The sequence below is a fragment of the Undibacterium sp. GW821-FHT11H02 genome (genome assembly GCF_058808015.1).
On sequence record NZ_JBXARG010000010.1, the window covers coordinates 44,986 to 69,732 of the forward strand.

At 47.1% G+C, this 24,747-nt stretch carries 24 protein-coding genes; 12 read left to right on the top strand and 12 right to left on the bottom strand.

From position 1 onward, the window contains the following. Positions 1-3 precede the first annotated feature (3 nt). From AC1RR2_RS11620 to AC1RR2_RS11640, 5 genes are all read right to left on the bottom strand, one after another. Positions 4-822, bottom strand: coding sequence for a type III pantothenate kinase (locus AC1RR2_RS11620; protein ID WP_493222419.1), 819 nt, complete (start codon positions 820-822; stop codon positions 4-6). 41 nt (positions 823-863) lie between these two features. Further along, entirely contained in the window at positions 864-1,667 is an 804-nt protein-coding gene (locus tag AC1RR2_RS11625; RefSeq protein WP_493222420.1) for a biotin--[acetyl-CoA-carboxylase] ligase, read from the bottom strand. Between the two features lie 220 nt (positions 1,668-1,887). Beyond that, a complete protein-coding gene (locus AC1RR2_RS11630) occupies positions 1,888-2,682 on the bottom strand; it encodes a substrate-binding periplasmic protein (protein ID WP_493222421.1) in 795 nt (264 codons plus the stop codon). Between the two features lie 65 nt (positions 2,683-2,747). Beyond that, positions 2,748-3,707 (bottom strand): LysR family transcriptional regulator, encoded by a 960-nt coding sequence (locus AC1RR2_RS11635; RefSeq protein WP_493222422.1) that lies wholly within the window; start codon positions 3,705-3,707, stop codon positions 2,748-2,750. Positions 3,708-3,767: 60 nt separating this feature from the next. Continuing rightward, positions 3,768-5,594 carry an ABCB family ABC transporter ATP-binding protein/permease gene (locus tag AC1RR2_RS11640; protein ID WP_493222423.1) on the bottom strand — a complete coding sequence of 609 codons (1,827 nt, stop codon included), beginning with the start codon at positions 5,592-5,594 and terminating at the stop codon, positions 3,768-3,770. A 195-nt stretch (positions 5,595-5,789) separates the two neighbouring features. Here AC1RR2_RS11640 and AC1RR2_RS11645 point away from each other — a divergent pair, with 195 nt between their 5' ends. Continuing rightward, positions 5,790-6,197, top strand: a complete 408-nt coding sequence (locus tag AC1RR2_RS11645) for an acyl-CoA thioesterase (protein WP_493222424.1) — start codon at positions 5,790-5,792, stop codon at positions 6,195-6,197. Positions 6,198-6,227: 30 nt separating this feature from the next. Next, a complete protein-coding gene (locus tag AC1RR2_RS11650) occupies positions 6,228-6,986 on the top strand; it encodes a substrate-binding periplasmic protein (RefSeq protein ID WP_493222425.1) in 759 nt (252 codons plus the stop codon). Between the two features lie 219 nt (positions 6,987-7,205). Here the strand turns inward: AC1RR2_RS11650 and AC1RR2_RS11655 are convergent, their stop codons facing one another. Both AC1RR2_RS11655 and AC1RR2_RS11660 read right to left on the bottom strand, forming a co-directional pair. Beyond that, positions 7,206-8,894, bottom strand: a complete 1,689-nt coding sequence (locus AC1RR2_RS11655; protein WP_493222426.1) for a long-chain-fatty-acid--CoA ligase — start codon at positions 8,892-8,894, stop codon at positions 7,206-7,208. A gap of 452 nt (positions 8,895-9,346) precedes the next feature. Next, positions 9,347-11,425: a molybdopterin-containing oxidoreductase family protein gene (locus AC1RR2_RS11660; protein ID WP_493222427.1), complete on the bottom strand. Its 2,079-nt coding sequence runs from the start codon at positions 11,423-11,425 to the stop codon at positions 9,347-9,349. Positions 11,426-11,888: 463 nt separating this feature from the next. On the opposite strand from AC1RR2_RS11660, the gene AC1RR2_RS11665 reads away from it, so the two are divergent. The 4 genes from AC1RR2_RS11665 to AC1RR2_RS11680 all read left to right on the top strand — a co-directional run bounded on the left by AC1RR2_RS11665 (position 11,889) and on the right by AC1RR2_RS11680 (position 16,291). After that, positions 11,889-12,392, top strand: a complete 504-nt coding sequence (locus AC1RR2_RS11665) for a disulfide bond formation protein B (protein WP_493222428.1) — start codon at positions 11,889-11,891, stop codon at positions 12,390-12,392. Then, positions 12,389-13,225 carry a peptide chain release factor N(5)-glutamine methyltransferase gene (prmC, locus tag AC1RR2_RS11670; protein WP_493222429.1) on the top strand — a complete coding sequence of 279 codons (837 nt, stop codon included), beginning with the start codon at positions 12,389-12,391 and terminating at the stop codon, positions 13,223-13,225. The genes AC1RR2_RS11665 and prmC overlap by 4 nt, the downstream gene beginning before the upstream one ends. A gap of 20 nt (positions 13,226-13,245) precedes the next feature. After that, positions 13,246-13,668 (top strand): GNAT family N-acetyltransferase, encoded by a 423-nt coding sequence (locus tag AC1RR2_RS11675; RefSeq protein WP_493222430.1) that lies wholly within the window; start codon positions 13,246-13,248, stop codon positions 13,666-13,668. A gap of 274 nt (positions 13,669-13,942) precedes the next feature. Further along, positions 13,943-16,291, top strand: a complete 2,349-nt coding sequence (locus AC1RR2_RS11680) for a Tex family protein (protein ID WP_493222431.1) — start codon at positions 13,943-13,945, stop codon at positions 16,289-16,291. 85 nt (positions 16,292-16,376) lie between these two features. Here AC1RR2_RS11680 and AC1RR2_RS11685 read toward each other — a convergent pair whose 3' ends face one another. Further along, complete coding sequence (locus tag AC1RR2_RS11685; RefSeq protein WP_493222432.1) at positions 16,377-17,924, bottom strand: carotenoid oxygenase family protein; 1,548 nt, start codon at positions 17,922-17,924, stop codon at positions 16,377-16,379. An 11-nt stretch (positions 17,925-17,935) separates the two neighbouring features. Further along, complete coding sequence (locus tag AC1RR2_RS11690) at positions 17,936-18,361, bottom strand: DUF2141 domain-containing protein (RefSeq protein ID WP_493222433.1); 426 nt, start codon at positions 18,359-18,361, stop codon at positions 17,936-17,938. Positions 18,362-18,638: 277 nt separating this feature from the next. Between AC1RR2_RS11690 and grxD the strand changes: the two genes are divergently transcribed. Both grxD and AC1RR2_RS11700 read left to right on the top strand, forming a co-directional pair. Then, the gene (gene grxD, locus AC1RR2_RS11695; protein ID WP_493222434.1) at positions 18,639-18,950 is read left to right on the top strand and encodes a Grx4 family monothiol glutaredoxin; all 312 of its coding nucleotides are present in this window, start codon (positions 18,639-18,641) and stop codon (positions 18,948-18,950) included. A gap of 12 nt (positions 18,951-18,962) precedes the next feature. Then, on the top strand, positions 18,963-19,556 hold the full coding sequence (locus AC1RR2_RS11700; protein ID WP_493222435.1) for a UbiX family flavin prenyltransferase: 594 nt from the start codon (positions 18,963-18,965) through the stop codon (positions 19,554-19,556). Between the two features lie 260 nt (positions 19,557-19,816). Here AC1RR2_RS11700 and AC1RR2_RS11705 read toward each other — a convergent pair whose 3' ends face one another. After that, positions 19,817-20,782: a LysR family transcriptional regulator gene (locus AC1RR2_RS11705; RefSeq protein ID WP_493222436.1), complete on the bottom strand. Its 966-nt coding sequence runs from the start codon at positions 20,780-20,782 to the stop codon at positions 19,817-19,819. A 778-nt stretch (positions 20,783-21,560) separates the two neighbouring features. On the opposite strand from AC1RR2_RS11705, the gene AC1RR2_RS11710 reads away from it, so the two are divergent. The 4 genes from AC1RR2_RS11710 to AC1RR2_RS11725 all read left to right on the top strand — a co-directional run bounded on the left by AC1RR2_RS11710 (position 21,561) and on the right by AC1RR2_RS11725 (position 23,197). Then, positions 21,561-21,749: a hypothetical protein gene (locus AC1RR2_RS11710; RefSeq protein WP_493222437.1), complete on the top strand. Its 189-nt coding sequence runs from the start codon at positions 21,561-21,563 to the stop codon at positions 21,747-21,749. Between the two features lie 50 nt (positions 21,750-21,799). Beyond that, positions 21,800-22,279 carry a hypothetical protein gene (locus tag AC1RR2_RS11715; protein ID WP_493222438.1) on the top strand — a complete coding sequence of 160 codons (480 nt, stop codon included), beginning with the start codon at positions 21,800-21,802 and terminating at the stop codon, positions 22,277-22,279. A gap of 180 nt (positions 22,280-22,459) precedes the next feature. Then, positions 22,460-22,774: a hypothetical protein gene (locus tag AC1RR2_RS11720; protein WP_493222439.1), complete on the top strand. Its 315-nt coding sequence runs from the start codon at positions 22,460-22,462 to the stop codon at positions 22,772-22,774. Between the two features lie 39 nt (positions 22,775-22,813). Beyond that, complete coding sequence (locus AC1RR2_RS11725) at positions 22,814-23,197, top strand: VOC family protein (protein WP_493222440.1); 384 nt, start codon at positions 22,814-22,816, stop codon at positions 23,195-23,197. Positions 23,198-23,415: 218 nt separating this feature from the next. Here AC1RR2_RS11725 and AC1RR2_RS11730 read toward each other — a convergent pair whose 3' ends face one another. Both AC1RR2_RS11730 and AC1RR2_RS11735 read right to left on the bottom strand, forming a co-directional pair. Then, entirely contained in the window at positions 23,416-23,832 is a 417-nt protein-coding gene (locus AC1RR2_RS11730) for a DoxX family protein (RefSeq protein ID WP_493222441.1), read from the bottom strand. A 99-nt stretch (positions 23,833-23,931) separates the two neighbouring features. Further along, on the bottom strand, positions 23,932-24,639 hold the full coding sequence (locus tag AC1RR2_RS11735) for a pirin family protein (RefSeq protein WP_493222442.1): 708 nt from the start codon (positions 24,637-24,639) through the stop codon (positions 23,932-23,934). Positions 24,640-24,747 lie beyond the last annotated feature (108 nt).

Below are 24,747 nucleotides of genomic sequence, written 5' to 3' on the forward strand. Positions count from 1 at the left end.
ATATCAAAAATTAGGGGTTGAGCGAAACGCCTTTGGCTCCAGTTTGCTAGCGACCAAGAGGCCAGAGAGCACCAGATTGTCCACGTGATGCCAGATCAAATTCGTTTGTAATTTTAATTGCGGCATCAAAAAAGTGGCCGCACCACCAGAAATTAATAGTTGCACCGGTCTGCTACTGCGTTGACGCAGATTTTCAACTGCCGCTAGCATGGCACCGACTTGAGCGTGCAAACAGCCACTGACGATAGCCTGATCAGTACTTTTGGCGAAGGCATCCTGCAAACCCAAACTATGTGCGATCTGCGGCAGTTGAGCGGTATTTTTGGCGAGAGATGCTGCCATCAATTGCAGTCCAGGCAATATCATTCCACCAATAAATTCCACGCCATCCAAGGCATCAACCGTAGTCGCCGTGCCGCAAGTTGCGACCACTGACGCCCTATCCGGGTACAAATAATGTGCGGCAATCGCTGATGCAAAGCGATCCGTGCCCAAGCGTTGCGGCTCCAGGTATTGATTTCGCACACCGGCACAGTGCGCCTGTGAACGAAAAATTTGGACGGGAATTTGTGAGAACTGCAACGCCAGGATTGCAGCTAATTTTCTCCCTAGTTCATCGCCCGCGACATTCGACAGCACAATGTCACTCACCTCGATCTCAGCCCACGCAGCGGCTAAATCCTGTAAATCCTGATGCGCCACTGAACCTGTTTGCACCCAGAGTGCTGGCAAAGTCAGCGCTGCACGATGCTCTATGCAGGCCCACTTCACACGGGTATTTCCGGCATCAATTAGCAACAATAAGGGTGACTTAGACGTCATGAAAGTGATTTGAGGATGCGAACGATGAGAATCGAAGCATTTTACGGCAAAGCACGCAAAGACACATCCCCTGAATGAATACGCAGCGTCTCTGATTCGGTTCGCAACAGCAAACTTCCCTGCTCGTCGACGCCTAGCGCAATCCCTTGATGCAAGAGTTTACCCTGATCGATAATTTTCACCATTTGTTGCGCATACGCATGTAAATGATTCCAGCGCTCTACAAATGCCGGAAAGCCTAGTGCTTGAAACTCTTCCATGGCCATTAGCATGGCTTGCAATAGCTGCGCCAATAAGGCATTTCTCTCCATCTGCGCTAACCAAGGGGCATCAGCGACTTGATGTCCTATGGCATGTTCTATAGATTCGGGGATACTAAGGTTGAGGCCAACTCCAACCACCGCCCAGACGCCACCTTGTCCATCGTTCTGCGACTCAACCAAAATACCGGCTAATTTTTTCCCCTCTTTGAGGATATCATTCGGCCATTTCAAGTTGACTGACACGCCTATCTGCCTTAAACAATTGGCGATGGCAACACCGACGACCAAAGGTAAACCCATCGTGGCCCGTGCCTGCAAAGGAAAATGCCAGGCCAGAGAAAAGGTCAAAGCGCCACCCGGTTCAGATAACCATTGCCGTCCTGAACGACCGCGACCGGCTGTTTGCTTCTCAGCAATCAATGCAATCGGGCGCGCCGGATATCTATTGCGCACAATCTGCATTAAATCAAGATTGGTCGACCCGGTCTCGGCCACGACTTCAATCTGCAATCGCTGCTGTAATCCACTACGCTCGGCACTTTGCGCCATTAAATCTTGGATTATTTCTGTTTGTATTGCCATAGTTCCGTACGCTTATCGTGTGTAAATTATTCATCAGGAATAGAAAAGTCAGGCCGCGCTGGCGCGGGCACATGTTATCCGCGAATCGACAGATGCGAAAGACTTTACAGCGGGGTGTCACGAGGAAAAAGTCATCAGACAAGGCGGTTTGTCATTTGAAAACAATACGCCAATGCGAACAAAGACAAAGCGAAAGACGCTGAAACAGAGGCAGACTAGCTTACTGCCGGTTTGTGTATTGCTGCACTATGGCTTGTATCTTGGCCTCACGTTTGAGCTTATCAATACTCACTTGCAGCTTCTCAATCAGCTCTGGATTGGAATCAAGATGCATACCAAAATACAATCCGCCGCCATCATACAATTTCATCCTACGCACAAAACTATCGGCGGGAATATCAAAGTTCTTTTGATTCATCGCCATCCCAATTTCTGTGTTCACCAGCACATCGAGATTGCCCGATTTGGCAGTGCGCATCACATCAGTATTTGAATTGAAAATCCGAATCACTGACTCAGGTACGCCCGCTTGCACTAATTCAGCGACTGAGGCTTCTGCACGAATCAAGCCGACCCTGAACTTAGCCACATCCTTAATCGTATGAATTTTTTCAGCGACTTCCTTGCGTACATAGATCCAAGTAGTACGCGGCAAGACCGGGCCTACCCAGGCAAAGTGCGATTCACGTGCCGGGACACGGGCTATCGAGTAAATCAAGGTATTGGGTGTTTCTTGCACCGTTTTGTAGGCACGCGTCCAGGGCACCAATTGAAACTCACATTGAATTTTCGCCCCCGCGCAGGCGGCTTTCAATATATCGGTCGCGATGCCCGTCACTTCATTATCGTGAATGAAATTATAAGGAGGCCATTCTTCGGTATAAGCTTTCAGGGTTTGCGCCGACACTACGGACGCTTGAAAAAATAAGAAGGCAAAAACGTAAGTAATCGTTTTGCAAAATGCCTTGTTTCCTGATTGGGCAAAAACAAAATCTGGAATAAGACTGACAGGCATAACAAGCTCAAATATTTCTCGGCAGCATGTATTATGGCACGAAAATCTAGCCGTAGATTCGTTCATTAACGCTGCGAACGCACGGTTTTTGATTTATTCACCAGTTGCGATTTTTGTGTCAGATAATCCCACAGTTTTGCAACCACGGGCTTACCTGGTTTTTGCTCTGAAGGGCGTTCACGATACAGGCGAATCTCCATGCTTACTTCCCATGCATCGACACCACCATCGGCACGCGCCAACTGCTTTTGCTTGAGCTCGCGCACGACCGCGGACTCCGGCAGAAATGCCACACCGCGGCCTTCTAAAGCCATCATCTTCAAACCCTCGGCCATATCGGTTTCATAACATTTATCGAGATGCAAGCCTTGCTTGGTTTGATTCAAAATCAAATCGACCATACGGCCTAAATAGGCGTTATTTGCATAGGCTAGGAAAGGCAGAGGCTGCTCTATTGTGCCCGGCAAGACAAAATCCGGCATACCAGATTTATCACAACGGGCATAAGCACGTAATGCTTCGGTTCCCATACTGATCATTTCATACTGGGCTGGATCGAGTAACAAGGGCTGCTGCGGATGGTGATAGCACAACATCAAATCACAACCCCCCTCCACCAAACTCATCACTGCATCATGCACATTTAACGCTAGTAATCGACTATTAATGTCACCAAAATTACTCTGCAACTCGGTCAGCCATTTCGGGACAAAGGTCAACGACAAGGTATGCGGCACCGCAAAGTCCACTGTGGTCTGAATCGAAGTTCGTTTGCCACGCAGGAGTGCACGGGCATTATTGATTTGACCCAGCATCGCAATCGCTTGCTCAAAAAAAATCTCACCCGCATTGGTCAATCGGGTGGGATAGGAGGTGCGGTCTATCAAATCTGCACCTAACCATGCTTCTAAAGATTGTATACGCCGGGAGAATGCGGGTTGCGTTACGTGCCGCAGTTCTGCTGAACGACTAAAACTATTGGTTTCCGCCAAAGAGACGAAGTCTTCTAGCCATTTGGTTTCCATAAAAATCGCCGAAAAAAATGAGAACAAATTAGAACAAACTCATGCTATTGCTTTGCACACCTATTCTTCCTGAGCAGTCAGGTTCGTATGCTGCTGCCTCTCCCACATTTGCGCATAGGCACCAGCCAAAGTCATCAATTCGGTATGCGTACCACGTTCAATAATGCGCCCCTTATCCATGACCAAAATCTGCTGTGCATCAACGATAGTTGATAATCTGTGCGCGATGACCAAGCTGGTTCGGCTCTTGGCGATTTGTTTGAGCTGCGCTTGTATCAGCTGTTCTGATTTTGAATCTAAAGCAGAGGTCGCTTCATCAAAGATCATGATCACAGGATTTTTCAATAAAGTGCGCGCTATCGCAACTCGCTGTTTCTCACCGCCCGACAACTTCAAACCACGCTCACCAACCATGGTGTCATAGCCATCTGGAAGGCTCTCAATAAAGTCATGGATATAGGCGGCCTTGGCAACCGCAATCACTTCATCTTGCGTCGCGCCTGGTTTGCCGTAAGCGATGTTGTACGCAATCGTGTCATTAAATAGAACTGTATCTTGCGGCACGATACCTATCGCCTGCCGCAAAGAATGCTGCGTCATATCCAGAATATTTTGTCCTGCGATTTGTATCGCGCCCGATTGGATATCGTAAAAGCGAAACAATAAGCGTGATAGTGTCGATTTGCCAGATCCACTGTGGCCAACAACCGCAGTAGTGGTACCTGCAGCAATCTTAAAATCGACATCGAATAAAATTTGACGTTTTTCTTCGTAGCTAAAATTCACAGTCTGAAACACGACTTCCGGTGATACGTGGCCTTGCAACTGCAAAGCAGGCGCATTGTCTTTATCCGCGATTTCTTTATTTTGGTCCATCAAAGAAAACAGTTTTTCCATATCGGCGAGACTTTGCTTAATCTCACGATATAAGACGCCCAAAAAATTTAACGGAATATACAACTGAATCATAAAAGCATTGACCAAAACCAGATCACCCAAGGTCATGGTTTGATCAATGACACCTTGCGCCGCACGCCATAAAATCAAAGTGACTGCAGTGGCAATGATCAAAGACTGACCGGCATTTAACAGCGATAAAGTAGTTTGCGATTTAACTGCCGCTTTTTCATAGCTTTGCAGACCATGATCGTAGCGTTGCGCTTCATATTCTTCGTTACCGAAATATTTCACGGTTTCATAATTTAATAACGAATCGATCGCCTTGGTGCTGGCTTTAGAATCTAACTCATTCATGGTGCGGCGAAAATTAGTGCGCCATTCGGTCACTGCAATCGTAAAAATAATATAGGCGACCAAAGCCAAGATAGTAATGATGGCGAACCATTTATCATATTTAACAAATAAATAGCTGAGAACCAGAGCAATTTCCAACAAGGTCGGCACGATACTAAATAAAGCAAATGAGACCAGTGAAGAAATCGCTCTGGTGCCACGCTCAATGTCGCGTGTCATACCGCCAGTTTGTCGATTCAAATGAAAACGTAATGAAAGTGCATGCAAATGACGAAAAACTTTGAGCGCAATAGTACGCACGGCACGCTGCGTGACTTTGGCAAACACAAACTCGCGCATCTCGGTAAACAAGGTGGTCGACAAACGCAAGACACCGTAAGCAAGCAAAACGCTGATAGGTAATACCATCAAGCTGGCTGGGCTTAAGGGATTGACCGTGAGTCGGTCAACCAACTCTTTCAAGACTAGCGGCACACCGACATTGGCTAGCTTGGCACCCACCAGAAAACCCAGGGCAAGCAAAACCCGCCATTTATAAGCCCACAAATAAGGTAATAAAGTTTTAACAGTGGACCAGTCACCCCGCACATTACTATTATTGACGGGAACTGAAGAAGGGGCATTACGACGCATAGGCTACAATCAAAAAAAGGAAATTGCTATATCATTCCAAGTATGGTGCGGTTTAGGTATGCAGCAAGGAGCTTCAAATCATAGTTTCAGAATTGATCAAACCCGGTCACAGGCCTAAACCTCCCAAACACCAAGAATTTACGAGTCTTTATTTACCCGATTGTATCGCGTTCAGCCCAACCACGAGAGAAAGCCATGTCAGACAGCGCTCAAACTTCCTTACCAAGCGGCATGCCCACCCTGCGTGTGATGCCTATGCCGTCAGACGCCAACATTCACGGTGACGTGTTTGGTGGATGGATTATGGCGCAGGTCGATATCGCTGGCGCGGTTCCGGCAGCACGTCGTGCCAATGGTCGAGTAGCAACCATTGCAGTCAACTCTTTCTTATTTAAACAACCGGTATTCGTGGGCGATCTATTATCGTTTTATGCCGAAGTCGTCAAAGTCGGCAATACCTCCGTCACTGTCTCAGTGGAAGTTTATGCAGAACGTAATCGCCTGCAGGCGGACACAGTCAAGGTGACCGAAGCCACACTGACCTATGTGGCAACCGATGGACATCGCAAGCCCAGGCAAATTCCTAAGCTCGACGCTTTATAGACAAAACAGATACTGTGTAAAAGAAACAGCATGAAGAGATTCTGTCAGTTTTTCGCTTTGATGTTTTTGCTCAGCGCAGGATTGCTGAGTAGCGCAGTGTTTGCACAGTCTTTAAGCTTGTACTGCGAAGAAGATAGGCCTTTGCAGTTTTATGACAGCGATGGCAAGCTCACAGGTCTGACCATAGAGATCGTGCAAGAAATCCAAAAACGCGTGGGCAATAATGACCCGATTCAAGTTGTGCCTTGGTCACGTGGTCTGGACAAAATTAACAATGATGCCAACACCTTATTATTTAGTATGGCACGCACTCCCGAACGCGAATCGCTATATCAATGGATAGGTCCTATCATGTCCAATGTTTACGGTTTGTACGCGAAGGCAGATTCGAGCTTAAAAATCAACAATCTGGAGGATGCGAAAAAGATTCCCTCCATCGGTGTCTATCGCGGCGATATCCGCGATCAAACATTAACGCGCTTGGGTTTCCGCAATTTAGATCGCGCTAGTTCGAATATTTCCAGTTTTAAAAAATTGATGATGGGGCGTATTTCTGTCTACACCGATTCAAAACTTGGCGTAGAGAGTTTGGCCCGAGCTTCCGGTTACGCAATTAGCGACGTCAAGTTCATTTTTGAATTATTTAAAAGTGAACTGTATATTGCGGCATCAAGGAACACCGATCCGGCCGTGATCAAGAAATGGAATGCGGCATTGGAAAACATGAAAAAAGACAAAACCTTCCTCAAAATTCAGCAAAAATATTTGCCTCATATACCAACATCGTGATTTGAATCTCCCTAAAAAAAGAGAGCCCTAGCTCTAATGCCGTTCAGATAAGCGAACAAGGTGGTTAATTATGCTTCAAAACCCCTCAGCGTCTCAGCGTTGAGGGGTTTTCATTTTTATCCAAAGCTACAAATTCAATTCGAATAAAATCTCGCATTTTCTTTCGTCTTAACTGACGGGCATGGGAGCCGTGGCTCCCTTTTTTTGATGGTCAGTGCATCAAGCCTTCTTCGCTTCATCCCGCAAAGCGCGACGCAATATTTTGCCGACATTGGTCTTTGGCAATTCAGTACGGAACTCAATATACTTCGGTTTTTTGTAAGCAGTGAATTCTTCCTTACAGAAAGCCATCAAATCTTCTTTTGTTAAAGCTGGATCTTTCTTAACGACGTAGAGTTTCACTGCCTCGCCTGAATTTTCATCTGGCACACCGACACATGCACATTCCAATACGCCAGGATGCCCTGCGACTACACCTTCGATTTCAGTTGGATAAACATTGAAACCCGAGACCAAAATCATATCTTTCTTGCGATCGACAATTTTCGTGAAACCACGTTCATCCATAATACCGATGTCACCGGATTTGAAGAAACCATCTGGCGTGAATGAATTCGCTGTTTCATCAGGACGATTCCAGTAACCTAACATCACCTGTGGGCCACGGATGGCGATTTCGCCGCTTTCACCCAAAGGCACAGGCTTCCCATCATCGTCCAAAATAGCAATTTCAGTTGAGGAAATCGGCAAGCCTATGCTACCGGTAAATTCTTTAGAATCTGCATAATTTGCAGTTGCCACGGGTGAAGTTTCGGACAAACCATAGCCTTCTGCAATGGCGCAACCTGTCACCGCTTTCCATCTTTCTGCCACGGCTTTTTGCACTGCCATGCCACCACCTGTGCAACAGAAATAGCCAGAGAAATCCGTTTTGGAAAATTCTGGATTGTTCAGCAAGGCGTTGTACAGGGTATTCACCGCAGGGAAAATATTGATCTTGTATTTCTTCAGTTCTTTGATGAAGCCTGGAATATCGCGTGGGTTAGGAATCAATATATTCAAGCCACCGATACGAGTACCCACCATATTACACACCGTCAAAGCGAAGATATGGTAAAGCGGCAAAGCACAGACAAATACCAATTGTGGTGTGCCTTTGTGTGCGTCCATACTTGGTTTCAACCACGCATGATTTTGCAGAACGTTGGCAACCACATTCTTGTGGGTCAGAACCGCACCCTTGGATACGCCAGTCGTGCCGCCGGTGTACTGCAAGAAGGCGACGTCATCAAGCTTGGCGTTCACAGCTTGAAACTTCATGGAACTACCCTGAGCTAATACTTCTTTGAAAGTCACCGAGCCGGGCAAATTAAATGCGGGTACTAATTTTTTCACATGGCGCACTACCAGGTTCACAATCACGCCTTTGACGCCACCCAGCATTTCACCCATAGAACACACGACGACATGCTTGATGTCGGTATTCGCAATCGCCTGTTCCAAAGTAATTGCAAAATTTTCTAAGACGAAAATCGCTTCTGCGCCAGAATCTTTTAATTGGTGTTCCAGTTCACGATGCGTGTACAAAGGATTGACGTTGACCACTACGTAACCGGCGCGCAAAACCGCTGCCAGAGCCACTGGATATTGCAACACATTAGGCATCATGATCGCGACTCTGGCACCAGGCTTTAAGCCTCGGCTTTGTAACCAAGCTGCGACTTTTTTCGACAAGGCATCTACTTCGCCATAAGTCATGTACTTATCCATACAGACATAGGCATTGCGATCAGCAAATGTCTTGAACGCCTCATCCAACAGATGTACCAAGGATTTGTATTGTGTCACATCGATCTCCGCCGGTACGCCAGGCGGATAGGATTTAAGCCAAAATTTGTCTGCGCTCATGTTGTCTCCATTTTTAATTTAATGGTCAATGTAGGTTGACCTGTTGTTTGCTAATTTTGCTCGTCAATCTAATCTACATAGGGCTTACGCAAAATTGCGCTGGCTAGAGCCTGCCCTCGAATGCTTGAGTCGGGGGCGTGGAGCCGAAGACAGTGCAATTGCATGGCGAGGCGAACACAACAACGCCAGCGTTTGTTTTCCGTAAGTCCTACTACAAAAATACTTTAGTGCCCACCTCAGGACTAGGTATCACTAAATTCTGATCGAAAGAAATGACTCTCTATGCTCATCAAAGCCGCTATCAGACCTCATAGAGCTTGATAAAACTTTATGCACCAACACGATACACCAAGCCTTGCGTGCTGACCATTGCTGGTGCAAATTAGCCGCGCAAAATCAGAGAAAACTGAGCAACAACTCTAGGAAATTTTGCGCTGCAACATTTAAACAACTCAAGCCTTTTCGACTTGAACCAAAAGATCATAAAAAGTCGGACCACCACCCATGTCGGTTAATTGTTGACTCGTGACTTCATTAGCATTTTTATGGTCAGAAGCAAATTTTTTCCACCAAATCGACAGGCCAACCACTAAACCCGCGCGCGCTTTTTCGGTGACACGCGCTTTGGCAACAAAGCTACCACGATCATTAAATATCCTGACCATGTCACCAGCCTTAATCTCACGTCGTGCCGCATCGTCTGGATGAATATCGAGATGGGGTTCGCCTTCGGTGTCACGCAAACTTTTGACATTAACAAAAGTCGAGTTCAGGAAATTACGTGCAGGAGGTGAAATCATCGCCAGCGGATATTTCGCTGCCAACTCTGGATTACTGATCACCGACTCATAAGGGGGAATATAAGCGGGTAAAGGATCGAGTCCATCGTCCAACATTTGTTGACTATAAAATTCGCATTTACCTGAAGGCGTGGTAAAGCCACCTTGCGCAAAAGCAGCATCCGGCATTTTCAGTTTCGACCAGCCTAGCTGTTTCAATTGCGCCCAATTGGTATGCTCGGTACGCGCATGCTGAAAATTAAAAGCTTGTGCCGCTATTGCATCGTCCGACTCTGCAAAACAGGGCTCGGTAAATCCTAAAGCCTGTGCCAGCAAACGGAAAATTTCGGCATTCGATTTCGCCTCGCCCATAGGCGCTACCGCAGCATTATTTGCCATCATATAGCGATGTCCATAGGCGCTATGCACATCTACATGTTCTAATTGCGTGGTGGCTGGTAATAAAATATCGGCGTAGTCCGCGGTATCAGTTTGAAAGTGCTCCAAGACCACGGTGAACAAATCCTCACGCGCAAAACCTTGCGCCACCACCGAGGAATCGGGCGCAATGGCAACCGGATTTGAGTTGTAGACCAGTACCGCTTCTATCTTAGGACCAAATTCAGCAGAGCCGGGATGCAATAAGCTATTCCCTATATCGCTCATATTAATCGTGCGACTCGCTTGCCCTTGCGGGAACAAATCAGGACGTTCTAAAGCATCAGAGTTCTTAACAAAGCCACCGGAAGAAGACAACAGAGCGCCGCCTGCCGCGTGACGCCATGCTCCAACCAATGCGGGCAAGCAGCAAATATTACGCACCGCCATACCGCCACCATGCACACGCTGCACGCCATAATTCATGCGGATCAAACTGGGTTCGCCACGACGTGCGCCTGCACCATAATCGCGTGCCAAGCCCTCGACTTCGGCGGCGCTGATGCCACAAATGTCTGCGACTTTTTCAGGAGTCCACTCTGCTGCACGCTGTTTTAATTGTTCGAATCCCAAAGTGTATTGAGCGATATAGTCGTGATCAATTAAGTCTTCTTTGATCAACACATGCATCATACCCAGTGCCAAGGCTGAATCGGTTCCAGGACGGACGGCGATATGCTGGTGACATTTTTCAGCAGTCAAAGAACGATAAGGATCAATCGCAATAATTTTGGTGCCATTCCGTTTCGCCTCTTGCACGCGTGTCCAAAAATGCAAATTCGAGGCAATAGGATTGCCGCCCCAGATAATAATCAGTCGTGCATTTTGAGTTTGTTCGACATCGGTACCGATACGATCACCCAAAGTGTATTTGTAACCGGTACCGCCCGCTGATGCGCAAATCGTGCGGTCGAGAAAGGAGGCGCCCAATTTGTGCAAAACCCGCGCTGCCATGCTTTCCCCCTGCACCATGCCCATCGTCCCAGCATAGCTGTAGGGCATAATCGCCAGAGGATTACGTGCTGCAATTTCTTTCAAGCGGGTAGCAATAGTCGAAATTGCTTCTTCCCAGGATATTCTGACAAACTTGCCTTCGCCTTTATTGGCTATCCGTTTTTGCGGATATAGCAAGCGATCTGGATGGTAAGTGCGCTCGGTGTAACGCGCCACTTTGGTACAGAGTACGCCACCTGTAGTTGGATGATCAGGGTCACCTTTGACCTCGGTCGCGACGCCATCTTGCACTGTCACCAATAAGGCACAAGTATCTGGACAATCATGAGGACAAACGGCGCGAACGACAGAGCTAGACATAATACTTCCTTAATTTTTTAACGTGGAGGTGCTTGCTTGGCACAGTAAGGCAATAGCAAGATGATAGACCGCTTCTGATTCTTGTGCCAGAGACGAGGACAGGAAACTCAGCGCAATCACAAAAATCTAATAAGAATCAAACAAAAGACAAAAGATCGCTAGCCACAGAGACGCACAGGGCGCAGAGAAAGACAAATCCAAGCTTTTCTCTGCGTTCTCTGCGCCTCAGCGCTGAGTTTTTATTCGGATTTTCATGTTCTTGAACGACCTCATTTGTGATGTTATTCATGCGATCGCCCCGACAGGAAACTTTTTAGTAGTTTTGCTGTCAGCCTCAACAAGGTTCAGCATTTTTTTCGATTGGTGCATGCAACAAAACGAGTATCTCTAGTATCCTTACGTCCTCGATGGCGTAATGCCGTTTAGCTATTTTCAACCAATCCTCAAAATAAAGACTATTGCCATGAATCGTAACAAAGCCGCTCTGATATTGATAATTCTCGCTTGTAGCGGCCTGCTCGGCTTTGCCTTGTATTTGCAATTGGTGCTCGATATGTTGCCCTGCCCTTTGTGTGTCATGCAGCGCTATGCCTTTGCTTTGATCGCAGTAGCCTGCATAATTGCCTTGATATTCCCAAATTTTCAACGTAAAAGCATGGCAGCCAGTGCGGTTTTTGGATTAATTGGCGCTGGTGTTGCAGGCTATCAGTTATGGGCCATCGCCCAACCACTGGGCTCATGTGGTGCTGATCCTTTGTCAGGCCCTATGAATAGTTTTTTCATTGCTCAACTGTTCCCGGTGATGTTCAAAGCCAATGGCTTGTGCGAAACGCCTTATGATCCTATTTTAGGTTTGTCCATCCCAGCTTGGGCTTTGACTTGGTTCCTCGTATTCGTGATTGCGTCTTTCACTTTAATCTTTAGTAAGAAAAAAGAACGTGTTTTCTTTGGCAAAATTCGCGGATGAGTATTTTTTGTTCACAACAGTCACTAGCACAGATACAGGCGAGCTCGCCACTTGAGCCTCTAGAAACTCGCATGTTGTTGTGCCATGTGACGACTTACACCAGGGTGCAATTAATTACGCAGTCCGAACAGCGACTAAGTGATGCGCAGTTGGCGCAATTAAATCTCTTAACTGCACAACGGCTAGCAGGTCAGCCTATCGCTTACTTATTAGGACAACGTGAATTTTATGGACTGACTTTCAAAGTCACGCAGGATGTCCTGATTCCCAGACCCGATACCGAGTTATTAGTCGAATTGGCGCTACAACGTACGCAAGGTGGCGGTCAACTTTTAGATTTAGGAACTGGTTCAGGTGCCATAGCGATCGCCATCGCCGCACAAGACCAGCAAATCAAGGTCAGCGCCACCGACATCAGTCCTGCAGCATTAGCCATAGCCCGCTTTAATGCAAGGCAACTGCTGGCAGCAGATACGGCCATCGAATTTCACTTAAGTGATTGGTATAGCGCAATCCCTGCACAAAAATTTCACGCTATCGTCAGCAATCCGCCTTACATCGTCAAAGGCGATAGCCATTTAAATCAGGGTGATTTACGTTTTGAACCTATCGACGCACTGACCGATCATAGCGATGGCCTGTCTGCCTATCGCAAAATCATAGACGGTGCGCCAGCCTACCTGCACGCAAACGCCTGGCTGTTGATGGAGCACGGCTATGACCAAAGCGATGCGGTGCAAGCCTTATTAAAGGCGGCGGGATTTATCGAAGTACAAAGCTGGGCCGATCTGGCAGGGATTTTGCGGGTCAGCGGCGGACGCTTGGGCAATTAAGCATTCAGGAAGTAAGCGACATGGAAATTTCAAACGACAAAACCAAGCTAGACATCGCCCTCATCCATCAGTTCTTATCTGAACAGAGCACTTGGGCTCTCCAAATCCCCAGAGCTTTGGTGGAAACCTCGATTCAACACTCCCTGTGTTTTGGCGGCTATGAGGACGGTAAGCAAATCGCCTTTGCCCGCGTGGTGAGCGACTATGCGACTTTTGCTTATTTGATGGATGTATTCGTCTTACCCGAACACCAAGGTCGTGGCCTGAGCAGAGTTTTAGTGCAAAGCATCATGGATCATCCTCAGCTACAAGGCCTGCGACGCTTTATGTTAGCCAGCGCCAATGCGCGTGGTCTGTATCAAAAATGGGGATTTCAAGCACTAGGGAAGCCCGAGATCATGATGGAAATTAACCATCCAGACATTTACAAGAACTCTAACTAGTAACAATTTAAGGTTAAATTAAACATTTTTAAGTGACGTTAAGAAAAGTACACCTATTTTTACGAAATTATCGGGATAAAACCCTCACGACTACCCTTTTTTCTCATCTGTCAAGACTGGCACAAACGCTCAAATTGCGTATGATCACGGGCTGATTGACCTGCATGGGCTGACCTTCATTCAGCTTAACTCGGCTTAACTGAGCTTAACTGAGCAACAACCCTAGCGATCAGCTTATTCCACTTTGAATTTTCTATATTGATTATTACCACCTATGTTGCCTTCCATTGAACAACGTCTTGCCGTAGAACTTGCCGCCAAACCCGTACAAATTGCTGCCGCAGTGGCACTTTTGGACGAAGGCGCAACCGTGCCTTTCATTTCCCGCTACCGTAAAGAAGCCACGGGCGGCTTGGACGATACACAATTGCGTTTATTAGAAGAGCGTTTGCGTTACTTGCGCGAATTGGAAGACCGGCGCGCTGCGATTATTTCTTCGATTGAAGAGCAAGGCAAAATGACACCCGTTTTGCTCGATGCAATTCATCATGCCGAAGATAAAACTCGTTTAGAAGATTTGTATTTGCCCTACAAACAAAAGCGCCGTACTAAGGCGCAAATCGCAGTCGAAGCTGGTTTGCAGCCACTGGCTGATGCATTGTTAGCAGATCCGAATTTAGTACCAGAAACAGTGGCCGAGGCTTATCTAAAACCTGCCTTCTCCACCGCTAATGGTGACAATCCCGGTGTCGCTGATGTCAAGGCCGCTTTGGATGGCGCACGCCAAATCTTGATGGAACGATTCGCCGAAGACGCGACGCTACTGCACGCTATCCGCGAATATCTACTCGACCACGGCATCGTTGAAACGGCCGTCGTCGCCGGCAAAGAAGAAGCTGGTGCTAAGTTCAGTGACTACTTTGCCTACTCAGAAACCTTGGGCACTATCCCTTCGCATCGCGCATTAGCGATCTTCCGTGGTCGTCGCGAAGAATTTTTGACGGTCAACCTACGCCTTGATACCGAAGAAGAAAAACCAAAATGGGATGCGCCTTTAAATCCTTGCGAAAGTCGTATCGCCGCCCATTTTGGTGTCAGTAATAAAGGTCGTGCCGCTGACAAATGGTTGAGCGATACCGTGCGTTGGGCCTGGCGCGTCAAAGTCTTCATGCATCTCGATACCGAACTCATGACGAATCTGCGTGAGACCGCCGAAGTCGAAGCAATTAATGTCTTTGCCCGCAATCTGAAAGCACTGTTACTCGCAGCGCCTGCGGGACCACGCGCTACCATGGGTCTCGATCCGGGATTGCGCACAGGCGTCAAGGTCGCGATAGTCGACGCGACTGGCAAAGTGGTGGAATATGCGACCATTTACCCGCATCAACCACGTAATGATTGGGACGGCTCTTTACATGTGTTGGCACAATTGGCTGCGAAACATAATGTCTCACTGATCTCTATCGGCAACGGTACGGCCTCACGCGAAACCGACAAACTGGCGCAAGATTTAATCAAGCTCAAACCAGAATTAAAACTGACCAAGATCGTGGTCTCGGAAGCGGGCGCTTCTGTCTATTCGGCCTCCGAATTTGCCTCGAAAGAATTACCTGATTTAGACGTCACTATCCGCGGCGCGGTCTCTATTGCGCGCCGCTTGCAAGACCCTTTGGCTGAGCTGGTGAAGATCGATCCCAAATCTATCGGCGTTGGTCAGTATCAGCATGACGTGAGCCAATCTCAATTGGCGCGCTCGCTCGATGCCGTCGTCGAGGATTGCGTGAATGCGGTCGGCGTTGACGTCAACACGGCGTCCGCGCCTTTGTTAGCACGCGTCTCTGGTTTATCGAGCAGCGTGGCGCAAAGCATAGTCAATTATCGCGATGCGAAGGGCATGTTTAAGTCACGTTCTGAATTACGCTCGGTACCACGCCTGGGTGATAAAACTTTTGAACAAGCGGCAGGTTTCTTGCGTGTCATGGGTGGCGACAATCCACTCGATGCGTCTGCGGTGCATCCCGAATCCTACCCACTGGTAGAAAAGATTCTGGCCGATATCAAGAAAGATGTGAAATCGATTATCGGAGACACCGGTTTGCTAAAAGCGATCAGTCCCGCCAAATACGCTGACGATAAATTTGGTATACCAACGATCTCAGATATTTTGAAAGAGTTAGAAAAACCGGGTCGCGATCCGCGTCCCGAATTCACCACCGCCACCTTTAAAGACGGCGTCGAAGAGATCAGAGATTTACGACCAGACATGATCTTAGAAGGCGTGATTACCAATGTGGCCGCATTCGGCGCCTTTGTTGATATCGGTGTGCATCAAGATGGCTTGGTGCATATTTCAGCGCTCTCGAATACTTTCGTTAAAGATCCACACACCGTCGTTAAAGCCGGCCAAGTGGTCAAAGTCAAAGTATTAGAAGTCGATGAAAAACGTAAGCGTATTGCATTGACCATGCGACTGACCGATTCCGCACCAGTAGCGGGGAGCAAGCCTGAGCAGCGCGCCGATCGTGATGATGCTAAGCGCTTGAATCAACACCGCAATCAGAGTCAACAGGCTGCGCCTGTGAATAGTGCGATGGCATCGGCATTTGCCAAGCTACGTTCTTAGGCTTAAGCTTAATTGACAAAAAGTAGGGCAAGCAGAATCTATACTGCTTGCCCTGTTTTTTTAATGGTGGGAAAACTTTTCCAAATCAGGTACTGGCGTAAAAATGTCCATGAAAACAATGCGGCAACCAATACGGTAAGTGCGCCAGCGCGACCGGCCCCGCCGCCAGATTCTGGGCGTCAAATACACTAGCAAAACTGGTTTGTCGCGGAATATCAAATCCCACGCCGACTAACCAGGCGTCGCCTTCTTTAGTCGAACCAGCTTTTGGTACCACAACATGTTCCTCCAGACGGCAATTGGCACCAAAACTAAAGCTATCTGTCTTGCCACTCTCAACATCCAAACGCATCACACCATTGAGCGCATTATTCATCGCATTTTCCACGGCAATCGGATAATAAATGTAGCGATTTCTTTGACCGACCACACGCGGATCAACGCGCGGAAATTCTAAGTTTTCACGGCGCTCGGTCAAGCTGGCTTTATTTCTATTCAGATCGATTTGTAAAAATGCAGGACTCGATGGTTCAGACACGACATCTTCGCCGCGCATGATTTTAGGCATCCAGGTATGGAAATTATCCAGATTGTCACTCTTCACAAAGTCGACATGAATCACATTATTTTCCTCCCAGGCATTTCCAAAATGGAACACCATCAAGGCAGGTATTTCTAAAATTCGAAAACGACTAAAATCGGCTTTCTCAACGATCATAATCTTGACCGATTCATTCGCCTTCCATTCCATCGCATCGACCATACTCTTGCCAGAACGAACGGCATCCATGTTTAAACTAATGGGCGAAAACAAAAAGATCATATGCTTTTGCGAAATAGCAAAATCATGCACCATGGCGCTAGTAGGCGCATTCATGATGTGATGTTTCAGCAATTTACCTTGTGGTGAAAAATGATACAAAACGATTTTTCCCATGATGGTGCCGAAATTCCATAAACTACCATCGGCTTCGATCTTAGGATGAGCGGAGAATGGCATACCAGCTAACTCGGGTGCCCAGTTCACGATACCTTGGGTTTCTAAACTTTGTGCATCCATCGCATGCGCCGAGCCACCTTCCCACAAGGCCAGCAGACGGCCATCCATACGAATAATATTGGTATTCGCGGTATTCATCGTGTCTGATGAGCGCATAGGAATCTTGGGCTTGATCGCGGTACCAAAGGCGGGCACCAAAAATTCACCGGCCTGTTGTTCCGCGGCGAATTTTTTAGTGCGTACAAAACGTGCCTGATGTGACACACCCTTATCACCAAAACGCCACGCATGTACCAAGCCATCGCCATCGAACCAGTGATGATAACGTTGTCCACCACGTTCAAACAAACCCGGGCCATTTCGATAAAAATCGCCGCGCAAATCAACCGGTAGCTTGCCCTCTATCCAAGCGGCATCACAGCTAATATCTTGGCCTTGAAATCCACGCAGGCAAGTCAGTTTAGGATTCGCTTTAAACAATTCGGGAGCGCGGCGATAATTCGTGCTGACAGCATCCGATTGTTGTGCCCAAGCAGCTACTGAGGCCGAAGATGCTGCCGATGCTGCCGATGCTGCCGTTGCTGCCGTTGCTGCCGTTACGCCTATGGATTGTAGGAAGTGGCGACGATTCATGGCGACCCTCCTTAGTTCACACGCACGCTAATGCTGTGCGGTGCTGGCGTCAAAGTGATTTTGGCACTATCGAAAGATGGTGGTCCAAAGTTTCCCGTAGCATCATTACTAAAACCATACGGTTCGGTTGGCATGCCGATAGGGTTGCTATCGAGGCGACCATTACTATTCAGATCATGTACCGCAGAAATCGCGTAGTCGCCATCGGGCAAACCATCAAACTGCACCACCACTTTATTACCGTTAGCAGTGACTTTCTTACTAATAAGCGCCTGCCTTAACCATTGTCCTTTTTGATTAAAGACTGCCACCATGACCTCGCCTTTGTTTTCGGTGATGCCATGCACTTCCACTTTTAAGTCGCCGGCCTGAGCCGCACCGCTTACCAGTGCAGAACATAAAGCCGCAAAACTAATGAATGTCGCTACGATTTTCATAAAACCTCCTGATTGATTGAGTAGGTCTGCATCGTAATCAATGCTTTTTGCGCTGAGTGTTTTTTGCGACGAAGCTGGAGCTTTTTGGCGTCAGTGGTATTTGCAAGACGCGAAATTTTGGACCTGTGAGAAATCATTTCCGCAATTTTTTATGGCATTTAGGCAATGCCATAAAAGCCATACAATGTATCCACCAGAGCTAGTTCTTCTGCCATCGCAGGGTTTCCGCAGTTTCCTTTATAATGGCGGCCATCGATCTATCTTTTAAGGAAATATCATGAGCGACGTTCAAACTTGGATTAAAGAAACCGTAACCACTAACCCTGTTGTACTGTTCATGAAGGGCACAGCACAATTTCCACAATGTGGCTTCTCCGGTCGTGCGATTCAATTATTAAAGGCCAGCGGTGCAGACAATCTGGTCACGATCAACGTCTTGGAAGACCCAGTCGTACGCCAAGGCATCAAAGACTATGCTAACTGGCCTACGATTCCCCAGTTGTATATCAACGGCGAATTCATAGGCGGCTCAGACATCATGAATGAAATGTTTGAAAGCGGCGAATTGCAAGCCCTGATCAAAGGCTAAGCACATTAGCCTATGAGCACGCCACTTGCACCGAAACGAATTATCGTCGCCATTACTGGTGCCACGGGTGCTATCTATGGCGTGCGCCTGCTCCAGCATTTACAAAACCTGCCTGGCATACAAAGTCATCTATTGATTTCGGATGCCGGGGTTTTGAATATTCATCAAGAATTAGATTTAAAACGCAAAGACGTAGAAGCGATGGCGCACGTCGTGCATGCCGTGCGCGATGTAGGAGCAACCATCGCCAGCGGCTCGTTTCAGTCAGATGGCATGGTGATTGCGCCCTGCTCCATGAAGACCTTAGCAGCAGTCGCACACGGCTTCGCCGACAATTTAATCACACGCGCTGCCGATGTGGTTTTGAAAGAACGCCGCCGCTTAGTATTAATGGTCAGAGAAACGCCGTTCAATCTGGCGCACCTGCGCAATATGACTGCCGTAACCGAAATGGGCGGCATCATCTTCCCACCGCTCCCGAATTTCTATCATCGACCTGCCACGATAGAAGAAATGGTTGATCACAGTCTAGCCAGAGTGCTGGACTTGTTCAGCATAGAACACCAACTCGCACCACGCTGGGCTGGCTTAAAAGGCGATAGCTAAGCCACTACTCGCGTAGACATTCACGTGAGTCAAAGAGCCGCAAGTGCTATTAACTGTCGCCCCTGCACAGGCACAGTTTTTCCGGAATAATTTTCTAAATAAATTAGTTTTCAAACTTCCTTCTCCCGCCAGCGGGAGAAGGGCCGGGGATGAGGGATTGTCAGATCTGGGAAACATTTTTAAATCCATAGAACCCATGAATGCGCCAATTTTTGTTTTATTTTTTGCCATCCAAGCACTTTGCTATCCCTGAACCACTCTCATCCTAGCCCGCTTATTGGAGAGGGCATATGCACACCCAGCAAAGCTGCCCGTGTCACAGGCGACTGCAATTGATCCAACCACCATTGCAAAGCCCGCCCTTGCTGTGACTTAGTTGACTGACGCCAGACATAATAGCTTTGCACGCGCTGCTGCGCCCTTTCGACTTTTTTCTCGACCAAACGACCGGTATCAATATAAGACTGCGCAACACAAGTCGGCAAAAATCCCACACCCAAACCACGCACTTGCGCATCCAGTTTCGCCGATAAATCGGCGACCGTAAACACATCTTGTCCGTTCAATAAACCTATAGACATGCTGGCACCACGCTGCACGCTATCCGCAATCGCCACTGCCCGATGCGCACGTATGGTTTGATCCGACAAAGGCTCACGCGCTTGTGCCAAAGCATGATGCGGTGCCACCGCAAACGCAAAATACACACTACCCAAAAGCTCGCGTTGCAAACCACCTTTGGCATGTGCATCCATCACCGCACCTATGGATAAATCGGCCTGCCCAGAAATCAAAGCTTCCAAAGTACCGGATAAAGTTTCCGCCCGCAGTTTCAGTTTAGTCGGTGGATTCAGTTTAAAAAATTCCTCACACAATTCCATCACCGTACTGCGATCAATAATGCTATCAATCGCAATCGTCAATTGCGGCTCCCAACCAGTCGCCACCCGCTTCACGCGATTCGCAATTGCATCCACTTCCAGCAACAAATTCTGCCCCTCACGCAACAACTCCGCACCGGCCTCAGTCAAGCGCGCCTGCCGCGAACTACGATCAAACAGCAAAACATCGAGCGCATCTTCAATCTGTCGAACTCTATAAGTCAGCGCACTAGGCACCATATTCAAACTACGCGCCGCTGCCGCAAAACTGCCGGTTTCGGCGATCACCTGTAGCATGGATAAGGAAGCTGGCGTTAAGACGTCGCGTGGGGTGCTTGTGTTCATGTTGATCGGTTTGATTCGAATTATTTGAATGATGCCATTGAAAGTTTGCGGTGGATAGGTTTTGTTTTGTCGTCGACGAGGCTGAAGCAATTGGCGATAGGGTAACAAGCAAATCAGCGCTTCCTTCTTAATTTGTTACACCTAGAATTTTAAATAGCTCAAGGAGAGAAACGAGATTCCAAGCTGCTTCTCATGAACGCAAAAATCTTCGTTGTTATTTCTTTACGTATATGTTAACTTTGGTTGCATTCACTTTAAAACAGGTTGAACATCATGCTTCGCTGGTCACGCAAGTATTTAGTTATTCCAACAGCGATAGGTATCGGAAATTTCTTCCTTGTAGCTTGGTTATTGCAACGAAATATAATTTGCTTTTACCATCCGAAGCAATGCGGTCTCTATCTATTAGCGGAGGAAAATATTTTTGTAATACTTTCATTTCCGACGATATATTTTTACTCCGGTATTTTCAACTGATTTTGAGGCTTTATTATTCAACGCGTTTTTGTGGGGATTAGCTACTTTTGCAGTCATACTTTTTTGGCCTAAATTTTCGGGCAGGCTGACGATATTCAGGCTGCAATTCAAACCGAGGAAAAACGATTTTTAAATTGATACGTGCCACGGAAACAAAATTTCGTGCACGTCCGCAGCACAACTCAAAGTTCAACTTTACAACATGCATGACACAGAAAACGATGATGTAGTGATTAGTGCCACCGATTACTTGATGTTGGTTCAACTTCTTTCTTGCAAATTTCAGTCGAAATTATCACTTATGGCTTCACTAGTTGGGGCGGGTGTCGCGGCATACGCTGCGAGATCATTTGGCATGCAAAGCGACGGTACGATGATGATAGGAATTTTTGTGGGATTTGTACTTGGAGCATTGATTGACTTAATACGACTTCGAATTCGCGTAGCAAAGGCATTAGCACTTGTGATGAAGAACAAAAATGATGCTTAACTTGGCATGAAACATCAGATGAATATAGCACTTGAAATTGCGGAGAACAAATGGGCATTCTATATTTAATAAAGAAGAACAATGAGTTCATTTCATTTTGCTCTTGTGAAGAGGGTCTAGTCGGTGATCCAGGTCAATTAGATTGCCCCTGGTGCGGTTGTGGCTGGTTGTTTTCTTGCACGAAATGTAGAAAAGCATTTTCTTTCGCTATAGCCGTTGAAATTGACAAAACATGGGAAGAAATAGCAAGCGAAGATCTTTATAGTTACAGTAAAAGACAAGCTACGCATGAAGAAATATCAGAATGGGTAGAAGCGATGAAGGCTATGCAAGGTGAAATTGAACTTGGAAGGACTTATGTTTATCTTGACGGTGTTTTCATACCAGCTGACGAAGAAAATTTTTCTATGGAAGGTTGTTACGCCAAACATGAATTTGAGCATGTGCCGCAGATAGCTGCTCTTAAGAACTCAGAAATAGAAAAGCAGGTTTTATCGAACCCAGAGTACTGGCGTAAAAACCAAATTTAACAAATCATATGGGCGGGTACAAACCACGCCAATTGGTCGTAAATATTCTTTTTTGAATGATAAAAAACTTTTTTATGTACGATCAATCGTTTAATCTCAGAAGAAACATAGTAGGGTCGCAACCTTAGCGATATTTCCTAAATTTTAGGATCACCCTCCACACGGTAACCAGTCAAACTTATGACCACCGACCACCACATCGATTTAGAAAAACGCCTTATAGCCAAGGCTTTGTATGAACTAAGAGTTCTGCTCGCGGGTCACCTAGAAACTGAAGATAAGAGTCCGGTGGCCGATGCGGCTTGGCTCGCCTATGCGTTACATAATCAAGCACTGTCAGTACTAGACGGGCACGCGTTTGATATTACTCAAGCATTAAGAACTGTTGACAAGCTTGAGTCTAGATTAGGGGCAAAGTGTGTTCAACAGTTTCGGCAGATTGTGCTCAATGAAGCATTGCAATATCTTTCTGGCGGAAACACGACCAATCTATAATTTCAAATAGCAATCCCTCCACCAAACTAAGGAAATCAAATGAAACGAGTCACTGGCATAGGCGGTATCTTTTTTAAGGCTAAAGATGCGCCCGCAATGCACGCTTGGTACAAAAAGCACTTGGGTATTGATGTTCAAGCTTGGGGCGGTGCTGCCTTTGATTGGACAGATGAGGATGGCAAACCAGTGGCGGGTACGACTGCTTGGTCTATTAATCCGCAAGAAAGCGATTACTTTGCGCCTAGCTCTGCGCCTTTTATGATCAACTATCGGGTGCAAGACTTGCATGCTTTGGTTCAGCTGTTGAAGGAAGAAGGCTGTAATGTACTCGATAAAATTGACGAGTCTGAGTACGGCAAGTTTGCCTGGGTGATCGATCCGGAAGGAAATAAGGTCGAGCTGTGGGAACCGCCAAAAGAGTAATGAAATAAATAAGCAATTTATGTGGCTATTTAGCCTTCGACGAAAACAGCTAAAACCTCTCAACACAGGTAAGCAGTATGCTGCGGCCAGAGGGCATGAAGAAAATCTTAAGCAGAAAAAAATAAGTCTTGTTTTCTCGCTTTTTTCTTTGTCTCTGTGTCTCAGTGTCTCAGTGTTGAGAGGTTTTTTGTAGCCTGTATCAACAGGCGATTGAAATCTTAAACACTTCCACTGCGGCGTGCATCCAAGCTCCAGCCGCCAGCGCCAAACGCTGCTAATGCCATCAAGCCACCCGCTACTGCTATGTTTTTAAAGAATAATAATTGCGTTACATAAGCTTGGTCCGTCGGTACTGCCCAATACGCATGAAAAATGAACGATGCGACTAGCGTGAAGAAGGCTAAAGCGAGCGCTGCGAAGCGTGTGCCTAAACCGATGATCAGTGCAATGCCACCCGCGATCTCGAGTATCAAAGCGGCAGCCGCGGCCAGCGTTGGTGCAGGCAAGCCGACAGAAGTGATATAGCCTACTGTGCCTTCAAAGCCAGTAAGTTTGGCGATGCCTGCTGGTAAAAATAAGGCGGCAAGCAATAAGCGGGCGACGAGTGAGAATGAATTTTGTAATTGCGTAAACATGGTGAATTCCTTTTTGATTAATAAAGTACTTCTTGTTTGTTAGTGACACTTTTTTGGGGGGCTTAATCTGGTGATGCCCTAGAGGAAATGCCACTGCCATTAAGTTAAAGCTGCAAGATCAAACACTAAAACTTCTGCATCTTGGCCATGACGCAAGGTCAGATGGCTTTCGTTTTCTATTCGTAAGGCATCACCACCACTCAAGCGTTGCCCGTTCACTTCCAACTCACCACGTATCAAATGGACATAGGCTTTACGAGCGGGATTGAGTGTCATTTCGGCTTGTTCATCGCCATCAAACAAACCTGCATACAAAGCGGCATCGGCTGTCATTGATACGGAATCACCCGCCCCGTCCGGAGAGGCAACTAGCGCCAATGCGCCGCGTTTGCTGGCGGGCGGTATGGTTTTTTGCTCGTAGCCTGGCTCTACGCCCTGGCGATTTGGCTGTATCCAGATTTGCAAAAAGTGCGTGTGCTGTCCTTCTGCGTGGTTGAACTCGCTGTGACGCACACCGGTACCAGCGCTCATACGTTGCACATCACCTGGTGGAATCGCTTTGATATGACCCATGCTATCTTTATGAGCTAGTTCGCCAGATAGGACGTAGCTGATAATTTCCATATCACGATGGCCATGGGTGCCAAAACCTGTGCCTGGAGCGATGCGGTCTTCGTTAATCACTAAGAGATTGCCCCAGCCTGTATGGTCGGGATCGTAGTAATTGGCGAATGAAAAGCTGTGCTGGCTTTTCAACCAGCCGTGATCGGCATGTCCGCGCTCTTGAGATTTTCTTAAAGTCAGCATTTCTCTCTCCTATTGAGTTAATCAAGGCATCCCGTTTTGTATCTGCGGCGTGATGCGATGAAAGAGATTATGCGGCTTTCATTCAGCGAAAGGGATGAACGGTTTTGA

What these genes read in the sequence shown, in the direction of transcription:
- AC1RR2_RS11620 (WP_493222419.1), bottom strand. Translation starts at nt 822, where the DNA reads ATGACGTCTAAGTCACCCTTATTGTTGCTAATTGATGCCGGAAATACC.
- AC1RR2_RS11625 (WP_493222420.1), bottom strand. Translation starts at nt 1,667, where the DNA reads ATGGCAATACAAACAGAAATAATCCAAGATTTAATGGCGCAAAGTGCC.
- AC1RR2_RS11630 (WP_493222421.1), bottom strand. Translation starts at nt 2,682, where the DNA reads ATGCCTGTCAGTCTTATTCCAGATTTTGTTTTTGCCCAATCAGGAAAC.
- AC1RR2_RS11635 (WP_493222422.1), bottom strand. Translation starts at nt 3,707, where the DNA reads ATGGAAACCAAATGGCTAGAAGACTTCGTCTCTTTGGCGGAAACCAAT.
- AC1RR2_RS11640 (WP_493222423.1), bottom strand. Translation starts at nt 5,594, where the DNA reads ATGCGTCGTAATGCCCCTTCTTCAGTTCCCGTCAATAATAGTAATGTG.
- AC1RR2_RS11645 (WP_493222424.1), top strand. Translation starts at nt 5,790, where the DNA reads ATGTCAGACAGCGCTCAAACTTCCTTACCAAGCGGCATGCCCACCCTG.
- AC1RR2_RS11650 (WP_493222425.1), top strand. Translation starts at nt 6,228, where the DNA reads ATGAAGAGATTCTGTCAGTTTTTCGCTTTGATGTTTTTGCTCAGCGCA.
- AC1RR2_RS11655 (WP_493222426.1), bottom strand. Translation starts at nt 8,894, where the DNA reads ATGAGCGCAGACAAATTTTGGCTTAAATCCTATCCGCCTGGCGTACCG.
- AC1RR2_RS11660 (WP_493222427.1), bottom strand. Translation starts at nt 11,425, where the DNA reads ATGTCTAGCTCTGTCGTTCGCGCCGTTTGTCCTCATGATTGTCCAGAT.
- AC1RR2_RS11665 (WP_493222428.1), top strand. Translation starts at nt 11,889, where the DNA reads ATGAATCGTAACAAAGCCGCTCTGATATTGATAATTCTCGCTTGTAGC.
- prmC (WP_493222429.1), top strand. Translation starts at nt 12,389, where the DNA reads ATGAGTATTTTTTGTTCACAACAGTCACTAGCACAGATACAGGCGAGC.
- AC1RR2_RS11675 (WP_493222430.1), top strand. Translation starts at nt 13,246, where the DNA reads ATGGAAATTTCAAACGACAAAACCAAGCTAGACATCGCCCTCATCCAT.
- AC1RR2_RS11680 (WP_493222431.1), top strand. Translation starts at nt 13,943, where the DNA reads ATGTTGCCTTCCATTGAACAACGTCTTGCCGTAGAACTTGCCGCCAAA.
- AC1RR2_RS11685 (WP_493222432.1), bottom strand. Translation starts at nt 17,924, where the DNA reads ATGAATCGTCGCCACTTCCTACAATCCATAGGCGTAACGGCAGCAACG.
- AC1RR2_RS11690 (WP_493222433.1), bottom strand. Translation starts at nt 18,361, where the DNA reads ATGAAAATCGTAGCGACATTCATTAGTTTTGCGGCTTTATGTTCTGCA.
- grxD (WP_493222434.1), top strand. Translation starts at nt 18,639, where the DNA reads ATGAGCGACGTTCAAACTTGGATTAAAGAAACCGTAACCACTAACCCT.
- AC1RR2_RS11700 (WP_493222435.1), top strand. Translation starts at nt 18,963, where the DNA reads ATGAGCACGCCACTTGCACCGAAACGAATTATCGTCGCCATTACTGGT.
- AC1RR2_RS11705 (WP_493222436.1), bottom strand. Translation starts at nt 20,782, where the DNA reads ATGAACACAAGCACCCCACGCGACGTCTTAACGCCAGCTTCCTTATCC.
- AC1RR2_RS11710 (WP_493222437.1), top strand. Translation starts at nt 21,561, where the DNA reads ATGGCTTCACTAGTTGGGGCGGGTGTCGCGGCATACGCTGCGAGATCA.
- AC1RR2_RS11715 (WP_493222438.1), top strand. Translation starts at nt 21,800, where the DNA reads ATGGGCATTCTATATTTAATAAAGAAGAACAATGAGTTCATTTCATTT.
- AC1RR2_RS11720 (WP_493222439.1), top strand. Translation starts at nt 22,460, where the DNA reads ATGACCACCGACCACCACATCGATTTAGAAAAACGCCTTATAGCCAAG.
- AC1RR2_RS11725 (WP_493222440.1), top strand. Translation starts at nt 22,814, where the DNA reads ATGAAACGAGTCACTGGCATAGGCGGTATCTTTTTTAAGGCTAAAGAT.
- AC1RR2_RS11730 (WP_493222441.1), bottom strand. Translation starts at nt 23,832, where the DNA reads ATGTTTACGCAATTACAAAATTCATTCTCACTCGTCGCCCGCTTATTG.
- AC1RR2_RS11735 (WP_493222442.1), bottom strand. Translation starts at nt 24,639, where the DNA reads ATGCTGACTTTAAGAAAATCTCAAGAGCGCGGACATGCCGATCACGGC.